Source organism: Azospirillum sp. A1-3, from assembly GCF_023806445.1.
Classification (GTDB): domain Bacteria; phylum Pseudomonadota; class Alphaproteobacteria; order Azospirillales; family Azospirillaceae; genus Azospirillum.
Genome location: NZ_JAMSLU010000001.1, coordinates 873,055 through 898,573 on the forward strand (window position 1 = coordinate 873,055; position 25,519 = coordinate 898,573).

25 protein-coding genes are annotated in these 25,519 nt (G+C 66.9%); 15 read left to right on the top strand and 10 right to left on the bottom strand.

The features are described from left to right. Positions 1–322: 322 nt before the first annotated feature. The 7 genes from M5E06_RS04150 to M5E06_RS04180 all read left to right on the top strand — a co-directional run bounded on the left by M5E06_RS04150 (position 323) and on the right by M5E06_RS04180 (position 6,584). Positions 323–1,309: an acyltransferase family protein gene (locus M5E06_RS04150; RefSeq protein WP_252137254.1), complete on the top strand. Its 987-nt coding sequence runs from the start codon at positions 323–325 to the stop codon at positions 1,307–1,309. A 266-nt stretch (positions 1,310–1,575) separates the two neighbouring features. Continuing rightward, entirely contained in the window at positions 1,576–2,517 is a 942-nt protein-coding gene (gene fabD / locus M5E06_RS04155; protein ID WP_252137255.1) for an ACP S-malonyltransferase, read from the top strand. A gap of 41 nt (positions 2,518–2,558) precedes the next feature. Further along, positions 2,559–3,296 (top strand): 3-oxoacyl-[acyl-carrier-protein] reductase, encoded by a 738-nt coding sequence (gene fabG / locus M5E06_RS04160; protein WP_109074453.1) that lies wholly within the window; start codon positions 2,559–2,561, stop codon positions 3,294–3,296. 188 nt (positions 3,297–3,484) lie between these two features. Next, positions 3,485–3,724, top strand: a complete 240-nt coding sequence (locus M5E06_RS04165) for an acyl carrier protein (protein WP_014247969.1) — start codon at positions 3,485–3,487, stop codon at positions 3,722–3,724. A 127-nt stretch (positions 3,725–3,851) separates the two neighbouring features. Next, positions 3,852–5,114 (top strand): beta-ketoacyl-ACP synthase II, encoded by a 1,263-nt coding sequence (gene fabF / locus M5E06_RS04170; RefSeq protein WP_109074452.1) that lies wholly within the window; start codon positions 3,852–3,854, stop codon positions 5,112–5,114. A gap of 48 nt (positions 5,115–5,162) precedes the next feature. Then, positions 5,163–6,170, top strand: coding sequence for an endolytic transglycosylase MltG (gene mltG / locus M5E06_RS04175; protein WP_252137256.1), 1,008 nt, complete (start codon positions 5,163–5,165; stop codon positions 6,168–6,170). 123 nt (positions 6,171–6,293) lie between these two features. Then, on the top strand, positions 6,294–6,584 hold the full coding sequence (locus tag M5E06_RS04180) for a DUF2934 domain-containing protein (protein ID WP_252137257.1): 291 nt from the start codon (positions 6,294–6,296) through the stop codon (positions 6,582–6,584). 23 nt (positions 6,585–6,607) lie between these two features. Here M5E06_RS04180 and M5E06_RS04185 read toward each other — a convergent pair whose 3' ends face one another. Further along, on the bottom strand, positions 6,608–6,847 hold the full coding sequence (locus M5E06_RS04185; RefSeq protein WP_109074449.1) for a hypothetical protein: 240 nt from the start codon (positions 6,845–6,847) through the stop codon (positions 6,608–6,610). 702 nt (positions 6,848–7,549) lie between these two features. On the opposite strand from M5E06_RS04185, the gene recG reads away from it, so the two are divergent. Continuing rightward, entirely contained in the window at positions 7,550–9,631 is a 2,082-nt protein-coding gene (gene recG, locus M5E06_RS04190; RefSeq protein WP_252137258.1) for an ATP-dependent DNA helicase RecG, read from the top strand. Here the strand turns inward: recG and M5E06_RS04195 are convergent. Further along, positions 9,583–10,419: a DUF502 domain-containing protein gene (locus tag M5E06_RS04195; RefSeq protein ID WP_252137259.1), complete on the bottom strand. Its 837-nt coding sequence runs from the start codon at positions 10,417–10,419 to the stop codon at positions 9,583–9,585. The two genes, recG and M5E06_RS04195, sit on opposite strands and share 49 nt — an antisense overlap. 82 nt (positions 10,420–10,501) lie before the next feature. Next, a complete protein-coding gene (locus M5E06_RS04200; protein WP_252137260.1) occupies positions 10,502–10,903 on the bottom strand; it encodes a hypothetical protein in 402 nt (133 codons plus the stop codon). Between the two features lie 188 nt (positions 10,904–11,091). Between M5E06_RS04200 and M5E06_RS04205 the strand changes: the two genes are divergently transcribed. Further along, positions 11,092–11,853, top strand: a complete 762-nt coding sequence (locus tag M5E06_RS04205) for a Crp/Fnr family transcriptional regulator (protein ID WP_252137261.1) — start codon at positions 11,092–11,094, stop codon at positions 11,851–11,853. Between the two features lie 114 nt (positions 11,854–11,967). On the opposite strand, the gene M5E06_RS04210 is transcribed toward M5E06_RS04205, so the two are convergent. After that, complete coding sequence (locus M5E06_RS04210; RefSeq protein ID WP_252137262.1) at positions 11,968–12,165, bottom strand: hypothetical protein; 198 nt, start codon at positions 12,163–12,165, stop codon at positions 11,968–11,970. Positions 12,166–12,207: 42 nt separating this feature from the next. After that, positions 12,208–12,402, bottom strand: coding sequence for a hypothetical protein (locus M5E06_RS04215; protein ID WP_247870680.1), 195 nt, complete (start codon positions 12,400–12,402; stop codon positions 12,208–12,210). Positions 12,403–12,662: 260 nt separating this feature from the next. Here M5E06_RS04215 and hisE point away from each other — a divergent pair, with 260 nt between their 5' ends. Then, complete coding sequence (gene hisE / locus M5E06_RS04220) at positions 12,663–13,109, top strand: phosphoribosyl-ATP diphosphatase (RefSeq protein WP_252137263.1); 447 nt, start codon at positions 12,663–12,665, stop codon at positions 13,107–13,109. Between the two features lie 36 nt (positions 13,110–13,145). Here the strand turns inward: hisE and M5E06_RS04225 are convergent, their stop codons facing one another. After that, positions 13,146–14,840, bottom strand: a complete 1,695-nt coding sequence (locus M5E06_RS04225) for a sensor histidine kinase (protein WP_252137264.1) — start codon at positions 14,838–14,840, stop codon at positions 13,146–13,148. Positions 14,841–15,320: 480 nt separating this feature from the next. Here M5E06_RS04225 and M5E06_RS04230 point away from each other — a divergent pair, with 480 nt between their 5' ends. The 4 genes from M5E06_RS04230 (at position 15,321) to M5E06_RS04245 (ending at position 19,218) form a co-directional block, all read left to right on the top strand. Continuing rightward, complete coding sequence (locus M5E06_RS04230) at positions 15,321–17,081, top strand: hybrid sensor histidine kinase/response regulator (RefSeq protein ID WP_252137265.1); 1,761 nt, start codon at positions 15,321–15,323, stop codon at positions 17,079–17,081. Between the two features lie 117 nt (positions 17,082–17,198). After that, entirely contained in the window at positions 17,199–17,750 is a 552-nt protein-coding gene (locus tag M5E06_RS04235; RefSeq protein ID WP_149197178.1) for a SiaB family protein kinase, read from the top strand. Between the two features lie 23 nt (positions 17,751–17,773). Further along, positions 17,774–18,172, top strand: a complete 399-nt coding sequence (locus M5E06_RS04240) for a DUF1987 domain-containing protein (protein ID WP_252137266.1) — start codon at positions 17,774–17,776, stop codon at positions 18,170–18,172. Next, positions 18,169–19,218: a sensor histidine kinase gene (locus M5E06_RS04245; RefSeq protein ID WP_252137267.1), complete on the top strand. Its 1,050-nt coding sequence runs from the start codon at positions 18,169–18,171 to the stop codon at positions 19,216–19,218. The genes M5E06_RS04240 and M5E06_RS04245 overlap by 4 nt, the downstream gene beginning before the upstream one ends. A gap of 1 nt (position 19,219) precedes the next feature. Here the strand turns inward: M5E06_RS04245 and M5E06_RS04250 are convergent, their stop codons facing one another. The 4 genes from M5E06_RS04250 to ftsH all read right to left on the bottom strand — a co-directional run bounded on the left by M5E06_RS04250 (position 19,220) and on the right by ftsH (position 24,426). After that, the gene (locus tag M5E06_RS04250; RefSeq protein ID WP_252137268.1) at positions 19,220–19,978 is read right to left on the bottom strand and encodes a response regulator transcription factor; all 759 of its coding nucleotides are present in this window, start codon (positions 19,976–19,978) and stop codon (positions 19,220–19,222) included. Positions 19,979–20,143: 165 nt separating this feature from the next. Next, positions 20,144–21,730 carry a SpoIIE family protein phosphatase gene (locus tag M5E06_RS04255; protein WP_252137269.1) on the bottom strand — a complete coding sequence of 529 codons (1,587 nt, stop codon included), beginning with the start codon at positions 21,728–21,730 and terminating at the stop codon, positions 20,144–20,146. Beyond that, the gene (locus tag M5E06_RS04260; RefSeq protein ID WP_252137270.1) at positions 21,727–22,515 is read right to left on the bottom strand and encodes a substrate-binding periplasmic protein; all 789 of its coding nucleotides are present in this window, start codon (positions 22,513–22,515) and stop codon (positions 21,727–21,729) included. Before M5E06_RS04260 ends, M5E06_RS04255 begins: the two co-directional genes overlap by 4 nt. Before the next feature lie 129 nt (positions 22,516–22,644). Further along, positions 22,645–24,426, bottom strand: a complete 1,782-nt coding sequence (gene ftsH / locus M5E06_RS04265) for an ATP-dependent zinc metalloprotease FtsH (RefSeq protein ID WP_252137271.1) — start codon at positions 24,424–24,426, stop codon at positions 22,645–22,647. A 268-nt stretch (positions 24,427–24,694) separates the two neighbouring features. Between ftsH and M5E06_RS04270 the strand changes: the two genes are divergently transcribed. Then, complete coding sequence (locus tag M5E06_RS04270; RefSeq protein ID WP_109151415.1) at positions 24,695–25,516, top strand: ABC transporter ATP-binding protein; 822 nt, start codon at positions 24,695–24,697, stop codon at positions 25,514–25,516. Positions 25,517–25,519: the final 3 nt, after the last annotated feature.

The following is a 25,519-nucleotide window of genomic DNA, read 5'->3' on the forward strand; positions in this document are numbered from 1 at the left end:
AGTTATGAAGCGGCGCAGTATGCACAGGCCGGCGGTGGTAGCAAGCGGAAATCCGGCCCGGGATGCGCCACCTTCCGGAAAAATCTATTCGCGTTATAGAGAGCTGCCCGGATGACCCCCGCCGCGCTGCTTTGGGCAAGGGGTGGGCCGGGCGGGGCAGGGGTGGCTATCGCGCGGGATAAGCTCCGGCGCATTTGACCGAAGTGCATTGGATCGCTCCAGGCGCCATGTTCAGCCTGCCGTTTACAGCGGAGCTTGCGGTGCGTCGGTCGACCGCGCGCTCCGTCCGCGGCGCTGACAGCCCGGTGCCTGGAGTAGCCCCATGCGCAAGAACATGTTGCCGTATCATGTCGTGGAACTGAGGGGGCTGGCCTGCATCCTGCTGGTCGCCTACCACGTGGTCGGTATTCCCGGGGCCGGCATGCAGGTGGCGGATGGGTCGGTGTACCGCTACGCCACCGACAGCTTCGAACTGATCCGCATGCCGCTCTTCACCTTCATCTCGGGGCTCGTGTACGCCCTGAACCCCGCCACAGGCGACCGGCTGAGCACCTTCTTCGTCAAGAAGCTGCGCCGGCTGGGCTTTCCGTTCCTGGTGGTGTCGACTCTCTTCTATCTGCTGCAGACCCATGCGCCGGGTGCGAACGGAACCGCCGCCCCCGATTCGATGTGGCGGATCTACGTCTTCTCCTATGCCCACTTCTGGTACCTGCAGGCGCTGTTCCTGATCTTCACGGGCGTCGCGCTGCTCGACACGCTGCACGCGATGGACCGGCCGGGCGGGTTTGTGTTCGCCATGGCGGCTGCGGTGGTCATGTGCCTGACGGTCCATGTCGACTCGAACATCCTGTCGGTGAACGAGGCCTGCTTCCTGTTGCCGCACTTCCTGCTGGGGGTGGGGGTGACCCGCTTCCGCGCCATGGTTCCCCGGTCGGCGATGGTTGGCAGCGCCGCTGCCGCGCTCGCCATCGGCGTGGCCCTGCATCAGGCGTCGCTGTGGGGCTATCTGCCGCATTTCGGCTGGAACAGCGGTGTCGCGCTGCTGTGCGGGATGGGCGGAGCGGTGACGTTGCTGCATGCCATGCCGACGAGCCGGGTTTTCCGGATGGTGGGAGCCTCCTCCTACGCCATCTACTTGCACCACGCCCTGTTCGCCGCCGGTGCGCGGGTGGTGCTGCACCGGCTGGACGCCGGGGATGGCGTGGTTTTCTGCGTGGCGCTGATCGTCGGCCTGATCGGCCCGATGGTGCTGGAGGCGTTGGCGCAGATCAGGCCCTGGACCAGGGTGGCGCTGGTGGGCAAGGCATGACCGCGGCGCTTTGATTTGCGCCGCAGCATAAGGCGCAAGACCCGCAAGACCCGATTTGCGGTACGTCTGGGTCAGCCCACGAACAACCCCTTCCGCGCGGCGGTTTTTCGTGGGCCTTCTGCGTCAATACGTGGCGTTTTATCGCACCATTGTCGCTTTGGTCATCGCGCGTCGCTTGACTTGCTCAAAAGTGAGGGTATGACTGTCGCCCAATCCATGGTGCCGCCGCAGGGGCGGGGCGCATTCATCCAGGGTTTCACCGAAGCATGACCAGGGCGTTCGTCTTTCCGGGGCAGGGCAGCCAGGCTGTCGGCATGGGCCGCGAACTCGCCGAAGCGTTCGAAGTCGCTCGTCACACCTTCGAAGAGGTGGACGACGCGCTGAACCAGCGGCTGTCGCGACTGATGGTCGAAGGCCCGGAGGCCGACCTTACCCTGACCGAGAACGCGCAGCCCGCCCTGATGGCGGTCAGCGTCGCGGTGATGCGGGTTCTGGCGAGCGAGGGCGGGGTCGACCTGCCCAAGCATGCCACCTTCGTCGCTGGCCACTCGTTGGGCGAATATTCGGCGCTCTGCGCCGCCGGTGCCTTCTCGCTGGGCGACACCGCGCGCCTGCTGAAGCTGCGCGGGCAGGCGATGCAGAAGGCGGTTCCGGTCGGCAAGGGCGCCATGGCGGCTCTGCTGGGCGCCGACCTGGAACAGGCGCAGGCCATTGCCGCCGACGCCGCCCAAGGCGAAGTGTGCAGCATCGCCAACGACAACTCGGTCGGGCAGGTGGTGATTTCCGGCAGCGCCGACGCCATCGACCGCGCCATTGCCCTGGCGGCGGAGCGCGGGCTGAAGCGCTCGGTGCGCCTGCCGGTGTCTGCTCCCTTCCATTGCTCGCTGATGCAGCCGGCCGCCGACGCCATGGCGGAGGCTCTGGCGAACGTCACGATTTCCGCCCCGGTGGTTCCGGTGGTGGCGAACGTCACCGCCTCGGCGGTGTCGGACCCCAATACCATCCGCCGCCTGCTTGTCGAGCAGGTGACCGGCATGGTCCGCTGGCGCGAATGCGTGCTCTATATGAAGGAGCAGGGTGTCGAGCGGCTGGTCGAGGTCGGGTCGGGCAAGGTTCTCGCCGGGCTGACCAAGCGCATCGACAAGGATCTGGCGGCGGTGTCGGTCGGAACGCCGGCCGATGTCGAGTCGTTCCTGAAGTCCCTGTGACCACTTCAGACCCGTGATACATCAGCCTCGTGAGGCCATCCATGTTTGATCTGACCGGCAAGTCGGCCCTCGTCACCGGCGCGTCCGGCGGCATCGGTGCGTCGATCGCCCGTGCGCTGCATGCCCAGGGCGCAGCCGTCGCGCTGTCCGGCACCCGCGTCGCCCCGCTGGAGGCTCTGGCCGCCGAATTGGGCGAGCGCGCCTTCGTCGTGCCCGGCAACCTGTCCGAGGCCGCGGCGACCGAGCAGTTGTTCAAGGACGCCGAGGCGGCCCTGGGCAAGATCGACATCCTCGTCAACAACGCCGGCCTGACCCGCGACCAGATCGCGATGCGGCTGAAGGACGAGGACTGGCAGTCGGTCATCGACGTGAACCTGACGGCGGCCTTCCGCCTGTCGCGGGCCGCCATGCGCGGCATGATGAAGCGCCGCTGGGGTCGCATCGTCAACATCACGTCGGTCGTCGGCGTCACCGGCAATCCGGGGCAGGCCAACTATGCCGCGTCGAAGGCCGGCCTGATCGGCATGTCGAAGTCGCTGGCCGCCGAGCTGGCCTCGCGCAACATCACCGTCAACTGCGTCGCGCCGGGGTTCATCACCACGGCCATGACCGACGCCCTGAACGACGAGCAGAAGCAGAAGCTGCTCCCCGCCATTCCGGCCGGCCGCATGGGCCAGCCGGACGAGATCGCCGCCGGGGTCGTGTACCTCGCGAGCGAGGAGGCCGCCTACGTCACCGGCCAGACGCTGCACATCAACGGCGGCATGGCCATGATCTGATGAGGATCCGACGGGGCGGCATCGCCACGTGTGAAGAACGGCGCCAACCAGGCTCCCTCGCGGGTGCTGGTCAAGGCTGCTGAAATGTGTTATCGGACGGGGCTTTTCGCGGCAGGACGGCACGTTCTTCGCGTGTTGCTCCGACCGGATTATCCCGAGCGGTTTCAAGGATTGGAAGGTCTTAAAAGATGAGCGACATCGCCGAGCGCGTGAAGAAGATCGTTGTGGACCACCTGGGTGTCGAGGAGTCGAAGGTGGTGGAGAACGCCTCCTTCATCGACGATCTGGGCGCCGACAGCCTCGACACCGTCGAGCTGGTCATGGCCTTCGAGGAAGAGTTCGGTGTCGAGATCCCGGACGACGCCGCGGAGAAGATCCTGTCGGTGAAGGACGCCATCGACTTCATCAAGGCCAACGCCGCCGCCTGATCGGGCTGCGGGCATTGAGCCCCCGAGGGCCAGGCGAACCGCAATTGCGATACCAGCAGCGCGGGGCCTGGCCGTCGACGACCAGATCGTCGACAGTTTATTCGAGGAAAGGTCAAGGAACAGCCTCATGAGACGTGTCGTCGTCACCGGACTCGGTATGGTCACGCCGCTCGGCGTCGGCCACACGCTGAACTGGGAGCGGCTGATTTCCGGAACGTCGGGAATCCGCGGCATCACGGGGTTCGATGCTTCGGACCTGGCCTCCAAAGTCGCCGGGCAGCTCCCGCGCGGAACGGGTGAAGGCGAGTTCAACGCCGACTCCTTCGTTTCGCCGAAGGATCAGCGGAAGATGGATGACTTCATCATCTTCGCCATCGCCGCGGCGCAGGAAGCAATCAAGGATTCGGGTTGGATTCCCCAGACCGATGAAGAGCGCGAGCGGACCGGCGTCATGGTCGGTTCGGGCATCGGCGGCCTTCCGGGCATCGCCGACGGCGCCGTGACCCTGCATGAAAAGGGTCCTCGCCGCCTGTCGCCCTTCTTCATCCCCGGCTGCCTGATCAATCTGGCCTCCGGCCACATTTCGATCCAGCACGGCTTCAAGGGCCCCAACCACGCGGTCGTCACCGCCTGCTCGACCGGCGCGCACGCCATCGGCGATGCCGCCCGTCTGATCATGTGGGACGATGCCGACATCATGGTCGCCGGCGGCACGGAGGCGGCGGTCAGCCGGCTCGGCGTCGGCGGTTTCGCCGCCATGCGCGCGCTGTCCACCAACTTCAACGACACGCCCGAAAAGGCCTCGCGTCCCTATGACAAGGATCGCGACGGCTTTGTCATCGGCGAGGGTGCCGGTGTCGTCGTGCTGGAAGAGTTGGAGCACGCCAAGAAGCGCGGCGCCACCATCTATGCCGAGGTCGTCGGTTACGGCCTGTCGGGCGACGCCTACCACATCTCCGCCCCGGCGGAAGACGGCAATGGCGGTTTCCGTGCCATGAAGGGTGCGCTGAAGCGCGCCGGCCTGAACCCGTCCGACATCGATTACGTCAACGCCCACGGCACCTCGACGCCGCTCGGCGACGAGATCGAGCTGGGTGCGGTGAAGCGCCTGTTCGGCGACGCCATGAACAATCTGGCGATGTCCTCCACCAAGTCGGCCATCGGCCACCTGCTGGGGGCCGCCGGTGCGGTCGAGGCGATCTACTCGATCAAGGCGATCAACCACGGCATCGTGCCGCCCACGCTGAATCTCGACAACCCGTCGGAAAGCTGCATGGGCGTCAATCTGGTGCCGAAGGTCGCGCAGGAGCGCCGCGTGCGCGCTGCGCTGTCGAACTCCTTCGGGTTCGGCGGCACCAACGCCTCGCTGGTGTTCAAGGAATTCGCGTAAGCGAAGCTCCCACCGACGTTGCGGTCTGCAGTCTTCAAGAGGTGAGCGATGGGCTGGGGTCTCCGGATTTTCGCGGGGACGCTGGCCCTCGCGGTCGGTGCGGCGGGCGGAATCGGCGTATGGGGTTACCAGCGCTATTCGGCCCGCGGACCGTTGGAGCAGGCTGAGACGGTCTTCATCCCGCGCGGCAGCGGGCTTGAGGCCATTGCCATCACCCTGGGCGACTCCGGCGTGATCGGTTCGCCGCTGGTGTTCGTCGCCGCGGCCAAGCTGTCCGGCACCTTCCGTGAGTTGAAGGCCGGCGAATACCAATTCCCCGCAGGAATCAGCATCGAAGGTGTCCTGGAGCAGATGCGCCAGGGCCGCACCGTCGTGCATCGCCTCACCGTGCCGGAAGGGCTGACCTCGACCCAGGTGGTGGCGCTTCTGGAGCGGGAAACCATGCTGACCGGCAACCTCGCGAAGCCGCCGAAGGAAGGCTCGCTCCTGCCGGAGACCTACCACTACGCCTATGGCGACAGCCGCAGCGCTCTGATCGAGCGGATGCAGACGGCGATGACCCAGGCCTTGGCGGAGGCGTGGAAGACCCGCGACCAGAATCTTCCCTTCGAGACGCCGCAGCAGGCGCTGACCCTCGCGTCCATCGTCGAGAAGGAGACCGGCATCGCCGCCGAGCGGCCCAGGGCGGCGGGGGTTTTCGTCAACCGGTTGGAAGCCGGTATGAAGCTGCAGTCTGACCCGACGGTGATCTACGCGCTGTCCGATGGCAGTGGAGAACTTGGCCGGGCGCTGACCCGCAACGACTGGAAGTTCGAATCGCCCTACAACACCTATGTGGCGACCGGCCTGCCGCCGGGCCCCATCGCCAATCCGGGCAAGGCGTCGATCCAGGCGGTGATGAAGCCTGAGCGGCACGAGTTCCTGTATTTCGTCGCCGATGGCACCGGTGGCCATGTCTTCGCCAAGTCGTTGTCCGACCACAACCGTAACGTCGCCAAATGGCGCGAAGTCCAGCAGAGCCGGCAGCCCGACCACGGCGAAACGTCATCGGAGTGACGGCCGGGGAGTACGGCGGTCTGCGGCGGAGGGCCGATAACGATCCGCTTGGTTGCGTGTATGTCGCGAATTGTGCAGTCTTCGCATCGCAGCAAACCCAACCACCTTCCCTGGGGAGATGTGATGAGCGTGGATCTCGAACAACGCATCCGTGACCGCGCCTATGCGATCTGGCTGGACGAGGGCCGTCCCCACGGCCGTGACGCCGACCACTGGCTCCAGGCCGAACGTGCGATCCTGGCCGAAGCGGCGGCCGTTGCCGACGTCGCCCCGGTCGTCGCGGTGGTGAAAGCCCCGCGCAAGACCACCAACGCGAAGCCGCGGGCAGTGGTGAAGTCCATCGGACCGGAAGCCACGACTTCCGAGCCCCCCAAGGCGCGCAAGCCACGCAGCCGCAAGCCGGCTTCCGTCTGAGAGTTCGACGGAGCCCGCCGGGATCAGGCGGCGTTGGAGGCCTGCGGCAATTCCAGGTTCGAGACGACCATCACCCCGGCGGTCGTGCCATAGTTCTTGCGGGCGGCGCGCAAGGCCTCCAGCGCCTCGATCAGGCTTTCCTCGGCGAAGCCCGGGGCCAGTCCGGCCAGTTCCCGCTCCGTCAAGTCGATGAAGGCGTCCAGCAGGCGCGCATGGATGCGGCTGGCCAAGCGGACTTCATCGGCGACCTTCTGTGCGGGCATGGGTAGCTCCCTTGGTGTCGTGTGGGTCTAATGATCGGTAGAGCGTCTTCTCGGGATCGAATGTCCCGCGGGGCTGATTAGGCGTCGAATAGGGTTAAAAGAACTTTAAATGCCAGATATCTCCGGCGGGGGATTAAGAATTACCACTTCGGATTCTATGGAGCCGCCGGTTGCCTGCCGTTTCTGGTGACGGGATCACGCTTCCCTTCCAACCGCCATCAAAGAACTTCAGTGACCTTCTCTGCTCGACGGCTCCCGGGACTCAGGCATGTGCCGTGGACCGGCAGTTCATCGATGGACATCACGAAAATGGCGGCCGCAGTTCATGAAGTGGATTTCATGGACGAGTCAGGTTGGGGACAGGGCGGCCGGGCTATTGTCCTTCTTGTGACGCGGTCGGGCCAGCCCCCCTGAAACACCGGCCCGTCACGAGAGCGTCTTCTTATCTGGTGTCTCTTCCCGATGGTCCCCTGCCATCGGATATGACCGTCCGGTTCTCCCGTTTGCCTCCGGACGGTACCTATCGGCGGAGCGCGTCCGTGGCCAAATCCAAGGCCGACGTTGCCCCCCACCATAGGCCCCTGGCCTCGGGTGCGCTCCGCCGTCCCTTCTTTTCTCAGATGCCGTTCAGTGGCCTTGACGTGGCTGGGTCCACCCGGCTTTCTGGAAGCCCTCGAAGGCTTTCCCGGTAGCGTCCCGCCCGTGCGTCCCGCCATCCTGTTTCCGCTGTTCAAACCGGTCACGGCACTCCCCGGCCTCGGCCCCCGCCTGGGCAAGCTGGTGGAGAAGCTTGCCGGCGCCCACGTCGTCGACCTGCTGTGGCATCTGCCCTGCGGCGTCGTCGATCGCCGCTTCTCGCCGAAGATCGCGCAGGCGCCGCACGGGCGCATCGCCACCCTGACCGTGCGCATCGATTCGCATGCGCCGCCGGTGAACCCGCGTCATCCCTACAAGATCCGCTGCACCGACGAGACCGGCGTGTTGGAACTGGTCTATTTCCATGTCCGTGGCGACTGGCTGTCGAAGCAGATCCCGGCCGGCACCACCATGGTCGTCTCCGGCAAGGTGGAGTGGTTCAACGACACCGCCCAGATCACCCATCCCGACGCCGTCGTCCCGGTCGATGCCAAGGAAGAGTTGGAACTGGTGGAGCCGGTCTATCCGATGACCGCCGGCCTGCCGGCCAAGACCCTGCGCAAGGCGGTGCGCGCTGCGCTCAACGACATTCCGGCGCTCGACGAATGGCAGGACCCGGCATGGCTCGCCCGCCGGCAGTGGCCGACCTGGGCCGAGGCGCTGAAGCGCGCCCACACGCCGGAGGACGAGGGCGACCTCGCCGCCACCGCGCCGATCCGTTGCCGTCTCGCTTATGACGAACTGCTGGCGAACCAGCTTGCGCTGATGCTGGTGCGGGCCAGCCAGCGGCGCTTGGCCGGGCGCGCGACCGAGGGTGACGGCAGGCTCCGCCAAGCGGCGCTCGCGGCGCTGCCCTTCTCGTTGACCGGTTCGCAGGCGGCCTCTCTGGAAGACATCTACGCCGACATGGCTGCGGAGCGGCGGATGCTGCGGCTCCTCCAGGGTGACGTCGGCAGCGGCAAGACCGTGGTCGCGCTGATGGCGATGCTGAACGCGGTGGAGACTGGCGCCCAGGCCGCGCTGATGGCCCCCACCGAGATCCTGGCCCGCCAGCATGCCGAAAGCCTCGCGCCGCTGTGCAAGGCCGCCGGCGTGGAAATCGGCCTGCTGACCGGCCGCGACAAGGGCAAGGCGCGGCAGGCCGTGCTCGACCGGCTGGCGTCGGGCGAGCTGCCACTGCTGGTCGGCACCCACGCCCTGTTCCAGGAAGATGTCGCCTTCAAGGATCTGGCTCTGGCGGTGATTGACGAGCAGCACCGCTTCGGCGTCCATCAGCGCCTGCAGCTGTCGGCCAAGGGCCGGGCGGTGGATGTGCTGGTGATGACCGCCACTCCGATTCCGCGCACGCTGACGCTGACCGCCTATGGCGACATGGACGTGTCGCGCCTGACCGAGAAGCCGGCCGGCCGCAAACCGGTGCAGACCGTCACCATCGCGCTCGACCGGCTGGAGGAGGTGGTCCACGGCATTCAGCGCAAGGTGTCGGAAGGCGCGCGGGTCTATTGGGTCTGCCCGCTGGTCGACGAATCGGAACAGAGCGACCTTGCAGCCGCCACCGAGCGCCATGCCTTCCTGCGCGCCACCTTCGGCGACCGGGTCGGGCTGGTCCATGGCAAGATGCGCGGGCCGGACAAGGACGCGGTGATGGCCGCCTTCGCCGAGGGCAGCCTCGACGTGCTGGTCGCCACCACGGTGATCGAGGTCGGCGTCAATGTGCCCGAGGCGACCGTGATGGTGATCGAGCATGCCGAGCGCTTCGGACTCGCCCAGCTCCATCAGTTGCGCGGCCGGGTCGGGCGCGGCGAGAAGCCGTCGAGTTGTCTGCTAATGTTCGACTCGAACCTGACGGAGACGGCGCGGGCGCGGCTGAAGACCCTGCGCGACACCGAGGACGGCTTCATCATCGCCGAAGAGGACTTGCGCCTCCGTGGTGCCGGCGAGGTGCTGGGCACGCGCCAGTCGGGGCTGCCCGGCTTCCGGATGGCCGACCTCGCCGTGCATGGCGACCTGCTGGCGGTCGCGCGGGACGATGCTCGGCTGGTGGTCGACCGCGACCCCGACCTCGCCAGCCCGCGCGGGCAGGCGTTGCGGACGCTGCTCTACCTGTTCGAGCGCGACGCGGCGGCCAAGACCTTGCGGTCGGGCTGATCGTCGTTGCCTTCTTGGTTGGGGCCTTCCTGGTCGGGGCCGGCCGGCGGCTCCACCAGCGTCGGGCGCCGCTCGGGCGGGACGACGATGCCGCCGGACATCACCAGCTTCAGCCCGTCTTCGACGCTCATGTTCAGCACGGTCACCTCGCGGCGCGGCACCATCGCCAGATAGCCGGCGGTGGGCGGCGCGCAGGGAATGAAGACGTTGACGAAATCGTCGGCCACGCCCGCCAGCTGCAATTGCACCTCCGGGTGGGCGGCGCCGGTGATGAAGCCCAGCGACCACACGCCGGGGCGCGGATACTGGATCGCCACCACCTCGCGGAAGGCATTGGATTTCTTGGCCAGCACCGTCTCGAAGATCTGCTTCACCCCGCCATAGACGGAGCGGACGACCGGCATGCGCCCGACCACCCCCTCGCCTACGCCAAGAACCAGACGGCCGACATAGCCGGCGGTGAAGGCGCCGATCAGGGTGACGGCGACGATGACCACCAGCACGCCGATGCCGGGAATCGAGAAGGGCAGGTAGTTTTCGGGATTGTAGGTGCTGGGGATCAGCGGCCGGATATAGCCGTCGATCAGCGAGACGAACCACCAGGCGATATAGACGGTGATGGCGATGGGGGCGGTCACCAGAATGCCGGCCAGGAAATAGGCGCGCAGCCTCCCCATAAACCCGATGCCCTCGCGGCGGTGCCGCGCCGGCTCTGCCGCCTGGGCCTTCGTCTGGGCTTTCACCTGACCCTTGCCGGGGACCTTCGGTTCAGTCTGATCTCCGCTCACGCCCGCCCATCCGCCGATCGTCTGTCCGCGCCATAGTGGGGCAAGCGCGGCCCTCTCTCAACTGCCGTTTGGCGGTGATGGGTCAGCCGACCAGCGATCCGGCGATCACGCACAAGAGGGTGACGGCCCCGGCGATGGCGGCGCCGTCGACATGATTGGGGAAGGCGCGCCAGAACTCTTCGCGCGACATCGGTTCCGGCGCGTCGAATTCGTCCATCGACAGGCCGGCGGCCATGCCGCCGCAGGTGCGGTCGGCGATGGCGCCGGACAGATGGGCCATGGCGACGGCCAGATAGCAGAGCTTCACGAAATCCAGCAGGAAGCCCAGCGTGCTGTTCGCCTCGCCCAGCGGGCTGGCGGTGAAGCCGGTGGCAGCGACCGTGCTCGCCATGGCGATGGCCGCGGCGAAGGGGATCAGGGCGACCGACAGCAGCCGTTGCGAATCGACGCGACGGGCGGTGGGCACGGTGAACAGGCTGGTCATGATCGGCGCTCCGGCAACGATGAACGGGGTGCGGTTGAGGGATGGGTCGGCGAGGCGTCGTTCCCTTCTGCGCGTTCGGCGTTAACGGAGGGTTGACACCGGCCATTGGTCACAGCGCCTTCCACCTTTGCGCAGGTCACGCTATCCTTTGGCGCAACAAACAGTCCGGGGCGGCTCCGGAACTTCCCGTGCCGAAGGCCGAAATGACCAAATCCGACCGTCTGGCCAATGCGCTGCCCGACACCCCGGCCGATACGCCGGCCGCCGGGCTGGACCGCATCGAGTTGCTGCGTCCGCTTTCCGCGGATCAGCGCGCCGCGGTGGCACGCCAAAGCCGCTGGCGCCGCTTCGCTCCGGACGAGCAGCTGATCGACCATTGGGCCGAGACCCGAGACGTCGGGTTCGTGGTGGAGGGGCGGGTGCGGGTGCTCAGCCACTCGGCCGGCGGGCGCGAGATCAGCTTCAGCGATATCGATGCCGGGGAACTGGTGGGGGAGATGTCGGCGCTGGACGGCCGGCCGCGCTCCGCGTCGGTGGTGGCGCTGGAGGAGGGGGCGCTGGTCGCCTTCCTGCCGGCGAAGCCCTTCCAGGCCTTGGTGACGGCCCATCCGGAACTGGCGATGGCGATGATGCTGCGCCTGTGCGACAAGCTGCGCGGCGCGACCGACCGCATCATGGAACTGTCGACCCTCGGCGCCAACAACCGGGTCCATGCGGAACTGCTGCGCCTTGCCCGGCGCGCATCGCGGCAGGGCGAGTCCGCGGTCATTACGCCGATCCCCGTCCATTCCGACATTGCCGCACGCGTCAGCACCACCCGCGAGACCGTGGCCCGCGTGTTGAGCGACCTGACCCGAGACGGGATGCTGGAACGCCGCTCCGACGCGCTGGTGGTGCGCGATCTTCCGCGGCTGGAGTTGCTGGTCGAGGACGTCCGTGGCGGCGCCTGAGGCGCAGGCCGTAAGCGGACCTCCCAAAAAAGAAAAGGCCGCGGCCGCCCGAATGGTTGGGCTGTGCCGCGGTCGCCTTTCAAACCCTCGAATTTTCTTGTTCTTGGAACCCGGTCAGCGGTGCAGGGACCGGAACAGGATCACCGCCGGGGTGGACTTCACCCATTCCGTCAGGAATGCACCGACCGGACGCAGCAGGATGGCGGCGGGGGTGGCTTCCAGCCAGTCGGCTACGAAGTCGCGGACCGGGTGCAGGGTCTGGCTGTCGCCATGGACGCCATGGTCGCCGTGATGAAGGCTGAGGATGCTCATGATCGACTCCGTTGATCGGGTGTTGCGCGGGGTGGCCGGGCGTCAGCGCTTCAGCAGGCTCAGGACGAAGCCGGCCGGGGTGGCGGCGGCCCATTCGCGCAGGAAGGCGCCGATCGGGCCAAGGACCAGATAGGCCGGGGTGGCTTCGAACCAGGCCACCGGGAATTCGGCGACGGCGTGCAGGGCGTCGTTCGAAGTGTGGTTGTCGGTGCCGGGCTGGAAAGTGGTGGTGGTCATTGTCGTCTCCATCGGGCTGTTGAGGAGACTATATACTGGTATACCCAATGCCAAATACGCCGGCTTTGCATTGCTGGCTGCTGCAAAAATTACAGCTATACAGAGATTTCCTTCGGCCAATGGTCGAATACCAAATCAATCAGTATCACTGACTATTGTCAGCGGCCGGGAGCGATCCGATCGTCCGGTGGCACCGGTGAAATGTTTAGCCGGCAAACCAACGTCTTGACAGCGCCGGTTTGAAAAACGATTTCAGGGACATGGTTCAATACATCGGTCCCGATCCGCTCCGCAGCCTGCACGAGGCCGTGCAAACCCTGCGGCGCGAGCCTTCCTCCGTCCCTGAAGCCTCGCGCACGGCAAAGCTGCTGGCGCAGGGCCGAGCCCGCATGGCACGGAAGGTGGGGGAGGAGGCGATCGAGGTGGCGATCGAGGCGATGCGCGGCGACCGCGGCGCACTGGTGATGGAGGCGGCCGACCTCTTGTATAATCTGGTCGTGCTGTTGGCCGACTTCGACATCGCCCCCGACGAGATCCTGGCTGAACTGCGGCGGCGCGAATTGGCCTTCGGCATCGCGGAAAAGCTTCCGAAATCCGAAGAACCGCCGAACGGCTTGGCCTCTGGCTCCGGCAACGGCAACGGCTCCACCAACGGTGTGGCGGCCAACTCTCCCAAGACCGGCCCCGTCAAACGTTGCAAACGCTGAAGTCTTTCAGATGCTCATCGAAACATCCGAAAGCGTCTAAACGGCGTCGCTCTCCTGCGGGAAGACCAGATCGAACCGTGTGCCGGCTCCCCTGGTGAAATGATACTCGCCGCGTATTTGCCGGGCGAAGGCCCGGATCAGGTCCATGCCCATCGACCGCCGTCCGGGGGTGGAGGGATCCTCCGGCTCGGGGGCGCCGGTGCCGTCATCCTGGATCGTCAGATGCAGCGATCCGTTCTCGGCCGTCACCACGATGTCGATGGTCCCGGTACAGCGGCCGGTGAAGGCGTGCTTGAACGCGTTTGACACCACTTCGTTCAGGATCAGGGCGAAGGGCACCACCCGGTTGAGGTCGAGGCTGAGCGGTTCCACCCGATGTCTGATGGTGATGGTCCTGCCCGGGCGGCTGTGGAAGCTGTTCAAATGCCCGGCCAGCGCCTCGATGAAGCTGTCGAGCGCGACCGCCGATATGCCGGTGGCGCGGTAGATCTGCTCGTGGATCAGTCCCATCGTGTTGATGCGGGTCAGCGCCTCGCTGAAGGGCGCCTCCAATTCCGGCGCGCGTTGCGCCTGCAGCTCCAGCAGGCTGAGGATCACCTGCAGATTGTTCTTCACCCGGTGATGGATGTCGCGCAGCAACACCTCCTTGTCGGCCAAGGCCTGGTCGAGATGTCGGGTGCGTTCGGTGATCCGGTCCTCCAGTGCCTCGTTGGAGCGGCGCAATGCCTCCTGCGCCTCGGCGGCCTGACGCGACCGGTGCAGCGCGATGCCGCCAAGCAGGACAAGCAGTCCCAAAGCCGGTGTCGCGAACAGTGCGTAGGGCATCACCCGGTCGTGCCATGCCCTTTCGATGGAGCCGACGTCGGTGCCGTAGACCACATAGATCGGCATGTCCGGCACCTTGCGGCGGGCCATCAGCCGCTCGACCCCGTCGGAGGGCGTCACCGCGTGGAAGACGCCGTTCCTGTCGGGGACCGAGATCAGTTCCGGCAACCGTCCGATGTCGGTGCGATTGGCCGGGGCGTTCTGCGGGGTACGGACCAGCACCTCGCCATCTTCGCGCATCAGCAGGATGACGTCGCTCGACCCTCGCAGGACCGAGCGGTAGAAGTCGGCGAAATAGCTGGGCAGGAGGGAGATCTGCGCCACCCCCTGGAACTGGTGGTTCGACAATTCCATCCGGCGGCTGAGAGTGAAGAAAATCTCGGAATTGATCTTGCCCGACAGTCGCGGGCCGATATGGATGGCGCTGCCGGGGTTCAGAAGAGCGCGGAAATATTCGCGGTCGCTCGCGTTCAGCGGGCGCATCGGCCATTCGAAGCTGCTGACGCGGACGCGTCCGCTCTCGTCGGTGATCCAATAGGACTGCACCTCCGGCGTCTGGGCCGCCATGGCTTTCAGGCGTTCGTGCAGCAGGGGAGAACTGTCGATACGGTTCCATCCCAGGTCATCGACCATCCACTCCATATGCGACAGGGTGGCGGCATGGATGCCGAGCGTCTTGGCTGCATGCTCCTCCAGCACGCGCGCAATCGCGGCGGTGTGGGTCTCCGCCTCGTCGATCACCTGGCTGCGGTATTGATAGGCCGCAAACACCAGCAGGGCGGCCGTAAGGGCGAGGGCGACCGCCAGCAGCGCCAGAATTGCCGGTGAAACGGCCTTGCGTCCACCACGGATGGTGCCCGGGGGTCCTGCGGCATGTGCATCCTGTTCGAAGCCGGCAGGGGTCATCGGGGGGAGGTCATCCGTTTGCGGGGGGTATGGCGAGGCTCAAGAATAGCGCAAAGGTCAACGCCCGTCACTCAACAACCATGTAGCGATAAAACCGCATACAAATTCTCTGAATGGTCGGCATCTTTCGTATCGCTTCGGTCCAGGGCGTCGATCGACGGCCCGAATTCGATGCCCCTGAAAATGAGAATCCCGGTGAATCGCAAAGGCGAGACGGCCATGGCGGCGCCGGCCGGGCAGGGACGCCGTTGTCGTCGACGCTTCGCACCCTTATTTTCCGGACACTCCGTTATGCACTGTCGTAATAAAGCATTGCACAACACTGGCTCTGCCGTACATGACTCTTCGTTCATATGCGACAAATTGAAACGAATGCTGCCAATCCGCCTTATCGGACTTGGAAGCGGCACCGTACGGTGGTTCCATTGCGGCAGGCATAGGCAATCACGCATAGTGTGACGGGGGCGGCGGATGGCGGGGATGGACGGGGGGCTGGACGACGAACTGCTGTTCGGCCCGGAGGACGGCGCCGCGACGGTGGCAAGTTCTCAACGGCCGTCCGGTACGCCCTGGCCCGTCCTGGTGGTGGACGACGATCCCCAGGTTCACGCCATGACCGCGGTGCTGCTGCGCGACTTCGACTTCGACGGACGCCCGTTCGAGGTGGTGAGCGCCCTGTCGGCGGAAGAGGCGAAGGCGGTCCTCGCCCAGCGGCCCGATCTGCCCATCGCCCTCCTCGACGTGGTGATGGAGACGGAGGATGCCGGCCTGAAGCTGGTCCGCCACATCAGGGAGGAATTGGGCAACCGCCGCATGCGGATCATCCTGCGCACCGGCCAGCCGGGTCAGGCGCCGGAGCGGGACGTCATCGTCGGCTACGACATCAATGACTACAAGGCCAAGAGCGAGCTGACCGCGCAGCGTCTGTTCACCACGCTGGTCAGCGGGCTGCGCGCCTGGCGCGACATCGTGACGATCGAGCGCAACAGGCAGGGGCTGGAACGGATTCTCAGCGCCTCCGCCCCGCTGTTCGAGATGCGGCCGATGCGCGCCTTCGTCGAGCGGCTGGTGGAGCAGATCGCCCGGGTCGTCGATCACGGCAGCGCGCCGGCGGTTCTGGCCTGCCGTCCGGTCGACCGCGCCGACGGCAGCCGGACGGTCGCCGTGGTGGCGGGGCTGGGGGTCTTTTCCGGCTGCATCGGGCTGCCGGTGGCCGATGTCCTGTCGATCGGCGCGGCGGCGGAAGTGGCGGACGCCCTGCTGACCCAGCGCAACCTCTATCACGACGGCCATTGCGTTCTGGTCTTCCGCACGCGCGAGCATGGCGTGACGGTGTTTTGGCTTGAACGGGCGGAGCCCTACACCGCGGACGAGCACCGCCTGCTGGAACTGTTCTGCAACCGTGTCGCCATCGGCTTCGACAATGTCTGCCTGTACGAGGAGCTGGTGGCGCTGAACCACTCGCTGGAGCAGCGGGTGGAGGAGCGCACGCTTGAACTGGCCACCAATCAGAAGGCGCTGATCCTGGCCAAGGAACGGGTGGAGCGGGCGCTGGAGCGCGAACTGCTCGCCCGCGACCGGCAGCGCCAGTTCCTGGGTATGGTCAGCCACGAATTCCGCACGCCGCTCGCCATCATCGACAGCGCGGCGCAGCTGCTGGCGATGCGGGCCGGGCAGGTGGAGCCGGAGATGCTGGAACGGCTGGCGGTGATCCGCAGCAGCGTGCAGCGTCTGACCGGCCTGATCGACGCCCATCTGACCGACGAGCGGCTGCAGACCAACGCCCTCGTGCTGGAGCGGGCCGAGATCGACTTGGCCGACCTGATCGCCAATGTCGTCCGGCCGTTCCGCGTCGCCTATCCCGACCGTGAATTCCGGATGACCCTGGCCGGTTTGCCGCGGCGGGCGGAGGTCGACGCCAACCTGATCGCGCTGGTCCTGACCAATCTCGTCAACAACGCCGTCAAATATTCCGGTCCTGGCGAAGCGATCCATCTTCACGGCGATACCGACGGCGCCATGGCGGTGATCGAGGTGACCGACCATGGCCGCGGCATTCCCGAACCGGAGCTTCCGCGCCTGTTCGACCGCTTCTTCCGCGGGTCGGGCGCGTCCGGCGTGCCGGGCACCGGCATCGGTCTGCACACGGTGCAGCAGATCGTTCATTTGCATGGCGGCGCCGTCGCGGTCGACAGCACGCTGGGAAAGGGATCGACCTTCCGGGTCGTGCTTCCCGTGTGATGCAGCCCGATGTCGCGGCTGCCCAAGAGCCCGATGCCCGAAAGACTATGGCCCTTTTCCAAGGGAAATGACATAGTCGGCAGGCTCCCGGCACCTGTGGAACCTCAGGCCACAACCATGCTCGCCCAACAATATGCGTCGATTAAACGCGATCTCGACGAGAGGGGGATCGTGTTCTCTTTCAGCGGATACTTGTCGGAAGGGATACTTTACTCCCTCGGCGAAGCACTGCGCGAGAAAATGGCGCTGGAGGAGGCCGATGGCCCCACCATCCGCCGCGTCTTCTCGGTCTTCGTCGAGCAGATGCAGAACATCATCCGCTATTCCGCGGAAAAGATGTCGGGCAGCGCCGGCCGCACGGTGGAACTCAGTGCCGGCATGGTCACCATCGGGATGGAGGGCGGCAAGGTCTTCATCGTCTGCGGCAACACCGTGCGCAACAGCGAGGTCCCGCGCCTGAAGGAGCGGCTGGACCATCTGAAGAGTCTGGATCGCGACGGCATCAAGACCTATTACCGCGAACAGCTTCGGGAGGAGCCGGACGACGGCAGCCGTGGCGCGACCTTGGGGCTGATCGAGATCGCACGGCGGGCCAGCGACCCCATCGACTATGATTTCGATGCGATGGACGCGGACCGCAGCTTCTTCTGCCTCAAGGTCCGCGTGTGAGCGGCCGAACCGAGCGATACGACATGGACAGCCTGATCATCCCCGCCACCGGACGCACGCCGGGCGTCTTCTTCGATTTCGCCGTCGGCCATTTACGCATGACCGGAGAATCCTACCCGGACGACGTCGCCGGGTTCTTCGGTCCGGTGTTCAACGCGTTGCGCGGCTTTCTCGACCGTCCGGACGGCGGCGCCATCCGCTTCGACATGGAACTTCTCTATTTCAACAGCTCCAGCGCCAAGGCGCTGATGAACATCTTCCAGATGCTGGAGACGGTGGCCCGGGGCGGGCGGCCGGTGACGGTGACCTGGTGCGTCGAAGAGAATGACGAATCGATGCGCGAACTCGGCGAGGACTTCGCCGAAGATTTGCGGCATGTCGTCTTCCAGATGCGGGAGTTGCCCGCCGGCGGGGCCCCGTGAGCTTCAACCTCTTCGCCGCGGAGGAGGAGGCGCTTGCCAAGGCCCGCGCGCTGGAGACGAGGCTGGGCGCGCTGGCGCCCGATTGCCTGCCGGAATTCCGCGACCTGATCGCCGCCTTCGAACTCAGCACGCGGGAGCAGCAGCGCCTCGTGCGGGTCAGCGACCGGCTGCAGGCCCAGTTGAGCGACGCCAACCACGAGTTGGAGCGGCGGCGCAGCGAGGCGGAGGCGGCGCTGGACAGGCTGCGCGAGGCGCAGGAGGCGATGATCCGGTCGGAAAAGCTGGCCTCCCTCGGTGCGCTGGTCGCCGGTGTGGCCCACGAGATCAACACGCCGGTCGGCATCGCCGTTTCCTGCGCCTCGCATCTGGCCGACGCCACCCTGGTGATGCGCCGGCGGGCCGCCGACGGCGAACTGGGCAAGGCGGAATTCGCCCGCTATCTCGCCACCGCGACCGACACCACCGACCTGATCCTCGGCAATTGCGAACGGGCGGCGCAGCTGATCGCCGGCTTCAAGCAGGTTGCGGTCGACCGTGCCAGTGCCGAACGGCGCAGCGTCAACCTCGCCGCCTACATCCAGGACACGCTGGTCAGCCTGCAGCCGAAGCTGCGGCCATCGGGCCATGCGGTCGCGGTAAACTGCCCGGCCGACCTGGAACTGGACAGCTATCCCGGCGTGCTGTCGCAGATCCTGTCGAATCTGGTGATGAACGCGCTGACCCATGCGTTCGCCGACGGACGGGCAGGGGACATGACGATCACGGTCGACTGTCCCGATCCCGACACCGTCCGCCTGTGCTTCACCGACAATGGGCGCGGCATGATCGAGGAGCATCGCGCCAGGGTGTTCGAGCCCTTCTTCACCACCCGGCGCGGTCGCGGCGGCAGCGGGCTGGGGCTGCACATCGTCCACAATCTGGTGGTCGGAGCGCTGATGGGGTCGATCACCGTGGACAGCGCGCCGGATCGCGGCACCAGCTTCACCCTGCTGTTCCCCCGCCGCACGCCCGATCGGGCGTCGCCGGGCCAGGGTTTGCCGGACTGACTCACACCTGCGCGGCGCCCACCACCCGGATCGGTGCGGAGAAGACATAGCCGACCCCGTGCACCGACTTGAGCGGGGCCGGGCCGCCGATGGCGCCCTCCACCTTGTGGCGCAGGCGGCCGACGACGGTGTCGATGGAGCGGTCTTCCGGGTTCCAGCGGCGGTTGTAGAGCGCCTGCGAGATCTGGTCGCGCGTCGCCGGCTTGCGGGCCTGGGCGGCCAGCAGGCTGGTCAGCTTCATCTCCATGCTGGTCAGGCTGATGCGGATTCCGGCCGGGTTGGTCAGGCTCCATTCCGTAGGGTCCAGCGACCAGCGCGCCTCGTCGGCAGAATCGCCGGCCTCGGCGCCTGCGGTCCCGTTGGCGGCCTGGATCGCCGTTTCCGCGGCGCGCTCGCTCAGCCGGCGCAGAAGCGATTTCACCTGCGCTTCCAGTTCGCGAAGCTCGACCGGCTTCACCAGATAGGCGTCGGCGCCGATCTCCAGCCCGACCACGCGGTCGACGGTGGAACTGCGCGCGGTCACCATGATGATGCCGGCGCCATGGTTGTCGCGCAGCCGGGCCGCGATCTTGAACCCGTCCTCGTCCGGCAGGTTCACGTCCAGGATGATGATGGCGGCGTTGCGGTTCCGCAGCAGCCGGTCCAGTTCCGCCCCATCGCGTGCGCCGATCGCATCGAATCCGCAGCTCGACAGATACTCGACCATGTCGGACCGCAGGGAATTCTCATCTTCGACCACGACGATCGTCGGACCTGCCATGCCGTGCTCTCCCCAATCACCACTTCAGCGGGTGCAGCATACCCTAGGATGCCTAAATTTTGAAAGAAACTCGGCAGGCTTCTGCCGTCCGCGACGGGTTGCCGTCACAACCTGTCACAAAAAATAGCATCTCTGTAACAGATTTGAGGGAAGCGGTCAGGAGTTTTACGCAGCGTAGCGGCTGGATCCGGCGCCGGAAACGGCGGCTGCGTCGGTCAGCCGCACGCGGAAGCCGAACAGGGTGATGTCGTCCCGCTGCTCGCGGTTGCCCTGGAACCGGTCCAACGAGCTTTCCAGGTCGGACTTCAGCCGGTCAAGCGGTCCGTCGCCGCCCTGGCTCAGCAGCTGGCGCAGCCTGACCCGGCCGAAACTGCGCCCATGTTCACCGCCATTCTGGTCCACCAGCCCATCGGTGCCGATGAGGAAGGTCTGGCCGGGGCGCAGGGCGATGCTGTGGTTGGTGAAGGGCGACTCGGCAGTGCCCTGGGCGTCTTCGGGGACCGGCCCGCTCGCGGTGGGGCGATAGCCCAGGCTGAGGCGATCGCCGCGCAGCTCCGTCACCTCGCCGCCGGTCACCATCAACAGCGGAACGCGGGCGCCGGCGAAGACCAGCCGCCCTTCGGCCGGACGGATTTGGCACAGCCCCAGGTCAAGACCATTGTCGAAGCAGTCCGTCCCGCTGCGCGCCTTCCCCTCCTGGTGCAGGGCGGCGCGGACCTTGCGGTCGACGGCGGCCAGCACCGCCGCCGGATCGTCCGCTCCCATCTGGTCGAGCGCATTGTTCAGCATGGCGCTGGCGGTCATCGTCATGAAGGCGCCGGGCACGCCATGGCCGGTGCAATCGGCCACCGCGACGACGAAGCCGTCCGCCACCTCGCGGCAGACATAGAAATCGCCGCTCACCACATCGCGCGGGCGCCACAGCACGAAATGCTCGGTCAGCCCGGCCGACAGCGCATCGGCCGACGGCAGGATGGCGGACTGGATCAGCTGGGCGTAATTGATGCTGTCCATGATGGCGCGGTTGGTGGCGGCCAGCGCCTCCGTCCGTTCGCGGACCCGGCTTTCCAGGGTGCTGGTATGGTCCTGCACCGTCGCCGCCATCCGGTTGAAGCCGTCGGCCAGCACGCCGATCTCGTCGCTCCGCCCGGCATCCATGCGGGCGCCGTAATCACCGCGCGCCATGGCGCTGGCAAGCTGGGTCAGCCGCCGCAGCGGCCGCAGCACCATGCGGTTCAGCGTCAGCCCCAGCGCCGCCATCGCACCCAGCAGCGACAGCAGCAACAGCCCGGCCACCGGAACCAGCGCGTTCAACGTCGCCTGCCGCACCTCGGCCGTCGAATAGACGATGCGCAGATGCCCGACCGTCTGCACCCGTCCCTCACGCCCATGCAGGACGATGGGGCGCTCGACCGTGATTCGACCGGCGCCGTCCCCGACGTCTCCCGACGAGGTGCGTGCCAGCGGTTCCTCGCGGTCGCTCTCGAAGACGGCGATGGAGCGGATGGCCGGATCGCGGACGGTCAGCGCCTCGATCATGCGCTCGGCGCTGCGGTTGTCGAGTTCCCACACCGGGCCGCTCAGCGCGTCGGCCTGGGTGGCGGCGACCAGTTCCGCCCGGTGCAGCAGATCCTGGTGGCGCTGCCCCTCGACGATCTGCTCGGACAGCAGCATGGCGGCGGCACCGATGCTCGCCGTCGTCAGCAGGATGGCCCCGGCCACCCGCGCCAGCAGGGAGGACCGCCGCCTCACGCGATGATTCCGCTGTGCCGCCACAGGGTCTCCAGCCGTCCGTCCGCCTCCAGCCGGTCCAGCAGCGCGTCGAGCCAACCGACGGTGACCTTGCGGTCGCGCCGCGTCAGGATGGTGTGCTCGTAAATCTGGTCGGTGCGCTCGGACACCAGGACCTGGCGGGCTAGGTCCGGCTCGCGCTGTAGGAAGCGGGTCAGGAAGGAGCGGGTGACGATGGCGAGGTCGGCCCGGCCGGCGACGACGCTGCGGACATTGCCCTCGTGCGTCACCGTGACGCGGGTGTGATGGCGCTGTTCCAGCAGCTTGGGATCTGCCTCGAATCCGGCGAAGGCGTAGTGATAGCCCAGCCGCCCGAGAATCGATTTGCCGCTCAGGTCGTCGAAATAATGCTGGTCTATTCCCGGCGCCGCCCTGGCGACGAACACCTCCGCATCGCGCAGGAAGGGCCGGGTTGCGTCGACCGGACGATCCTGCCAGCCCCAGCTGAGGCATTCGAAGGCAATCATGTCGAACCGCCCCTGTTCCAGATCGTCATAGCGCCGCTGCGGAGCGGTCCTCACCATGTCGAACCGGAATTCATCCTGCGCGGCGTTGAACAGGTCCAGAAGGTCGCGCGTGACGCCGCCGCCCGATTCGTCGACATAGGGCGGAAATTCGTAGGCGCCGACTCGGATGACGGCGGGGGTCTGGTGCGCCGCCGCCGGCGGGGAGACCAGGAAGGGCAGGGCGGAAAGAAGAGGCAGCGCGGTCCTCAGAATCCTGCGGCGGGATAGCGGCCCCGTCATCGCGCCCCTCTCCTGTAACCCCTATTCGCGTAAGGGTCAGTCTACCCCCGTATGCACACATGCTGCAATGCGGGACATTCCCCTATCAGGGCAGCGCCCCGGAAAGTGCCGGACTGTCCATGCCCGGCATCAGGCCGCTTCGGTGGCGCGCTCCTGCTCGCGGTCGGCCAGTTCGGCGATCTCGTGGCCGCTCAGGGTCTCACGCTCCAGCAGGGCCTGGGCGATCCCGTCCAGTGCGTCGCGGTTGGTGCGCAGCAGGCGGCGGGCATGCTCCATGCCTTCGTCGGTGAGGCGGCGCACCTCCTCGTCGATGCGCCAGGCCGTCCGTTCCGACCGCGCACCCGGCTCCGCCGCGGCATGGGCGACAAAGCCGATCTCCTCGCTCATGCCCCAGGCGGTGACCATGCGACGGGCCAGATCGGTGGCGGCGCGGAAGTCGGCCTCCGCCCCGGTGGTGACGTGTTCGGGACCGAAGGCCATCTCCTCCGCCGCGCGGCCGGCCATGGCGACGGCGATGTCGGCCATCAGCTTGGCGCGCGAGACCGAAACGCGGTCGCCCTCCGGCAGCCGCACCACCATGCCCAGCGCGCCGCCGCGCGGGATGATGGTGGCCTTGTGGATCGGGTCGGCCTGCGGGCAGCGCAAGGACACCAGCGCGTGGCCGGCTTCATGCACCGCGATCAGCCGCCGCTCGTGCGCCGTCAGGGCGAGGCTGCGGCGTTCCGTTCCCATCAGCACGCGGTCCTTGGCGGCCTCGTAATCCGCCATGGTGACGACGACGCGGCCCTGGCGCGCCGCCAACAGCGCCGCCTCGTTGGTCAGGTTGGCGAGTTCCGCGCCGGAGAAGCCCGGCGTCCCGCGCGCCACCGTCCGCGCGCAGACATCCGGGGCCAGGGTCAGGCGGCCGGCATGGACGCCCAGGATGGCCTCGCGCCCGGCCACGTCGGGCAGGCTGACATGGATGTGGCGGTCGAAGCGGCCGGGGCGCAGCACGGCGGGGTCCAGCATCTCCGACCGGTTGGTGGCGGCGATCACCACCACCTCGCCCCCTTCGACGATGCCGTCCATCTCCACCAGAAGCTGGTTCAGCGTCTGCTCGCGTTCCGAATGGCTGGTCGATTCGCCGCGCTTGCCGGCCAGCGCGTCGATCTCGTCGATGAACAGGATGCAGGGGGCATTGGCGCGGGCGGTCTTGAACAGGCTGCGCACGCGCGCCGCGCCCAGACCGACGAACATCTCGACGAAATCCGACCCCGACGCGGCGAAGAACGGCACGCCGGCCTCGCCCGCCGCCGCCTTCGCCAGCATGGTCTTGCCGGTGCCGGGCGGGCCGACCAGCAGGATGCCCTTCGGCACGCGGGCGCCGGCCATGGCGAAGCGGCGCGGGTCCTTCAGGAATTGGACCGTCTCGCGCAGTTCCTCCTTCGCCTCGTCGACGCCGGCCACGTCGGCGAACACCGTGTTGGTGTCCTCCGGCCGCACGCGGGTGGCGCGGCCCATGCCGAAGAACTGCCCGCCGCTCATCAGCAGCCCGCCGATCAGCAGGGCCACCACCACGAAGGGCGCGGCGCGGTCCAGCACGCCCACCGTCTGCGCCATCAGCCCGCCGGGCCCTTCTTCAAAGGAAATGGCGACCGTGTGGGCGCGCAGTTCCTTCAACAGATCGTCGGTGACCGGCATGACCACGCGGTAGCGGCTGCCGTCGGCGGCGACCGCATGGCCGGTGCCGTTGGCGAAGGTGATGGAGCTGATCTCCCCACGTCCCGCCTGCTCGATCAGCGCGCTGTAGGTGGCCGGCCGCTCGTCCGCCCGCTGGTGGTGATCGTACCAGGCGGCGAAACCGAGCCACGCGGCGAGCAGGGCGGCCAGGACGGCGAGTGCGATCAACGGGCGTTTCGGCAGCGTGGGCATATCGGCTCCGCGAAGGAAAAAGGACTGGCTTTCGATCTATGCCATTGATGGAAGCATTGATGCTGGACGGCAGGCCGCCGCGGCAACCGATAAGGGCCCGCGTCCCTTCTTTGACACCGTAAGCGGTGCGTTTGCGGAATGGCTCCTTTCGGATTCCACGGAGATCTCAATCGGTTGCCGATAGGCTTCAGTTCGGACAGTATGGCATTCCAACCAAAGCGCATCGCCCGCCGAACCGCACCGCCAAAAAGATAAGGACCATACCGACATGGCCGAGGCCGCCGCGGCGCCCGCCCTCCAGCTGGAAGGCGTGACCTGCACCTTTCCCTCACCCGACGGCCGGGGACGTTCCTACACCGCCGTACAGGGCGCCAGCTTCACCGTCGCCGATGGGGAGTTCGTGTCGATCGTCGGCCCGACCGGCAGCGGCAAATCGACGATGCTCAACGTCGCCGCCGGCCTGCTGAAGCCCAGCGAAGGCCGCGCGCTGTCGTTTGGGCAGCCGGTGACCGGCATCAATCCCAAGGCCGGCTACATGTTCCAGGCCGAGGCGCTGATGCCGTGGAAATCGGCGCTCGACAATGTCGCCGCCGGACTGGAGTTCCGCGGCGTCTCGAAGTCCGAAGCGCGGGACCGCGCGCGGCCCTGGCTGTCCCGCGTCGGGCTGGAGGGATTCGGCGACCGCTTTCCGCACCAGCTGTCGGGCGGCATGCGCAAGCGCGTGGCGCTGGCCCAGACGCTGATCGTCGATCCCAAGATCATCCTGATGGACGAACCCTTCTCGGCGCTCGACGTCCAGACCCGCCAGATGATGGAGAACGAGCTGCTCGACCTGTGGGCGGCCGACCGCAAGTCGGTGGTCTTCATCACCCACGACCTGGAGGAAGCCATCGCCATGTCCGACCGGGTGCTGGTGCTGTCCGCCGGGCCGGGGGCGCGGCTGATCGGCGAATACCGCATCGATCTGGACCGTCCGCGCGACGTGGCGGAAATCCGCATGACCCCGCGCTTCCTAGCATTGCACCAGGAAATCTGGTCGCAGCTGCGCGACGAGGTGCTGAAGGGCTACGCCCAGACCAAGCTGCGGTGACGA

Excerpts from the sequence above, each read along its gene's own strand:
- M5E06_RS04150 (WP_252137254.1), top strand. The coding sequence starts at position 323 with ATGCGCAAGAACATGTTGCCGTATCATGTCGTGGAACTGAGGGGGCTG.
- M5E06_RS04240 (WP_252137266.1), top strand. The coding sequence starts at position 17,774 with ATGGACAGCCTGATCATCCCCGCCACCGGACGCACGCCGGGCGTCTTC.
- M5E06_RS04200 (WP_252137260.1), bottom strand. The coding sequence starts at position 10,903 with ATGACCAGCCTGTTCACCGTGCCCACCGCCCGTCGCGTCGATTCGCAA.
- hisE (WP_252137263.1), top strand. The coding sequence starts at position 12,663 with ATGGTTCAATACATCGGTCCCGATCCGCTCCGCAGCCTGCACGAGGCC.
- M5E06_RS04250 (WP_252137268.1), bottom strand. The coding sequence starts at position 19,978 with ATGGCAGGTCCGACGATCGTCGTGGTCGAAGATGAGAATTCCCTGCGG.
- M5E06_RS04185 (WP_109074449.1), bottom strand. The coding sequence starts at position 6,847 with ATGCCCGCACAGAAGGTCGCCGATGAAGTCCGCTTGGCCAGCCGCATC.
- fabF (WP_109074452.1), top strand. The coding sequence starts at position 3,852 with ATGAGACGTGTCGTCGTCACCGGACTCGGTATGGTCACGCCGCTCGGC.
- ftsH (WP_252137271.1), bottom strand. The coding sequence starts at position 24,426 with ATGCCCACGCTGCCGAAACGCCCGTTGATCGCACTCGCCGTCCTGGCC.
- M5E06_RS04210 (WP_252137262.1), bottom strand. The coding sequence starts at position 12,165 with ATGAGCATCCTCAGCCTTCATCACGGCGACCATGGCGTCCATGGCGAC.
- M5E06_RS04165 (WP_014247969.1), top strand. The coding sequence starts at position 3,485 with ATGAGCGACATCGCCGAGCGCGTGAAGAAGATCGTTGTGGACCACCTG.
- M5E06_RS04225 (WP_252137264.1), bottom strand. The coding sequence starts at position 14,840 with ATGACCCCTGCCGGCTTCGAACAGGATGCACATGCCGCAGGACCCCCG.
- fabD (WP_252137255.1), top strand. The coding sequence starts at position 1,576 with ATGACCAGGGCGTTCGTCTTTCCGGGGCAGGGCAGCCAGGCTGTCGGC.
- mltG (WP_252137256.1), top strand. The coding sequence starts at position 5,163 with ATGGGCTGGGGTCTCCGGATTTTCGCGGGGACGCTGGCCCTCGCGGTC.
- fabG (WP_109074453.1), top strand. The coding sequence starts at position 2,559 with ATGTTTGATCTGACCGGCAAGTCGGCCCTCGTCACCGGCGCGTCCGGC.
- M5E06_RS04180 (WP_252137257.1), top strand. The coding sequence starts at position 6,294 with ATGAGCGTGGATCTCGAACAACGCATCCGTGACCGCGCCTATGCGATC.
- M5E06_RS04260 (WP_252137270.1), bottom strand. The coding sequence starts at position 22,515 with ATGACGGGGCCGCTATCCCGCCGCAGGATTCTGAGGACCGCGCTGCCT.
- M5E06_RS04235 (WP_149197178.1), top strand. The coding sequence starts at position 17,199 with ATGCTCGCCCAACAATATGCGTCGATTAAACGCGATCTCGACGAGAGG.
- M5E06_RS04230 (WP_252137265.1), top strand. The coding sequence starts at position 15,321 with ATGGACGGGGGGCTGGACGACGAACTGCTGTTCGGCCCGGAGGACGGC.
- M5E06_RS04270 (WP_109151415.1), top strand. The coding sequence starts at position 24,695 with ATGGCCGAGGCCGCCGCGGCGCCCGCCCTCCAGCTGGAAGGCGTGACC.
- M5E06_RS04215 (WP_247870680.1), bottom strand. The coding sequence starts at position 12,402 with ATGACCACCACCACTTTCCAGCCCGGCACCGACAACCACACTTCGAAC.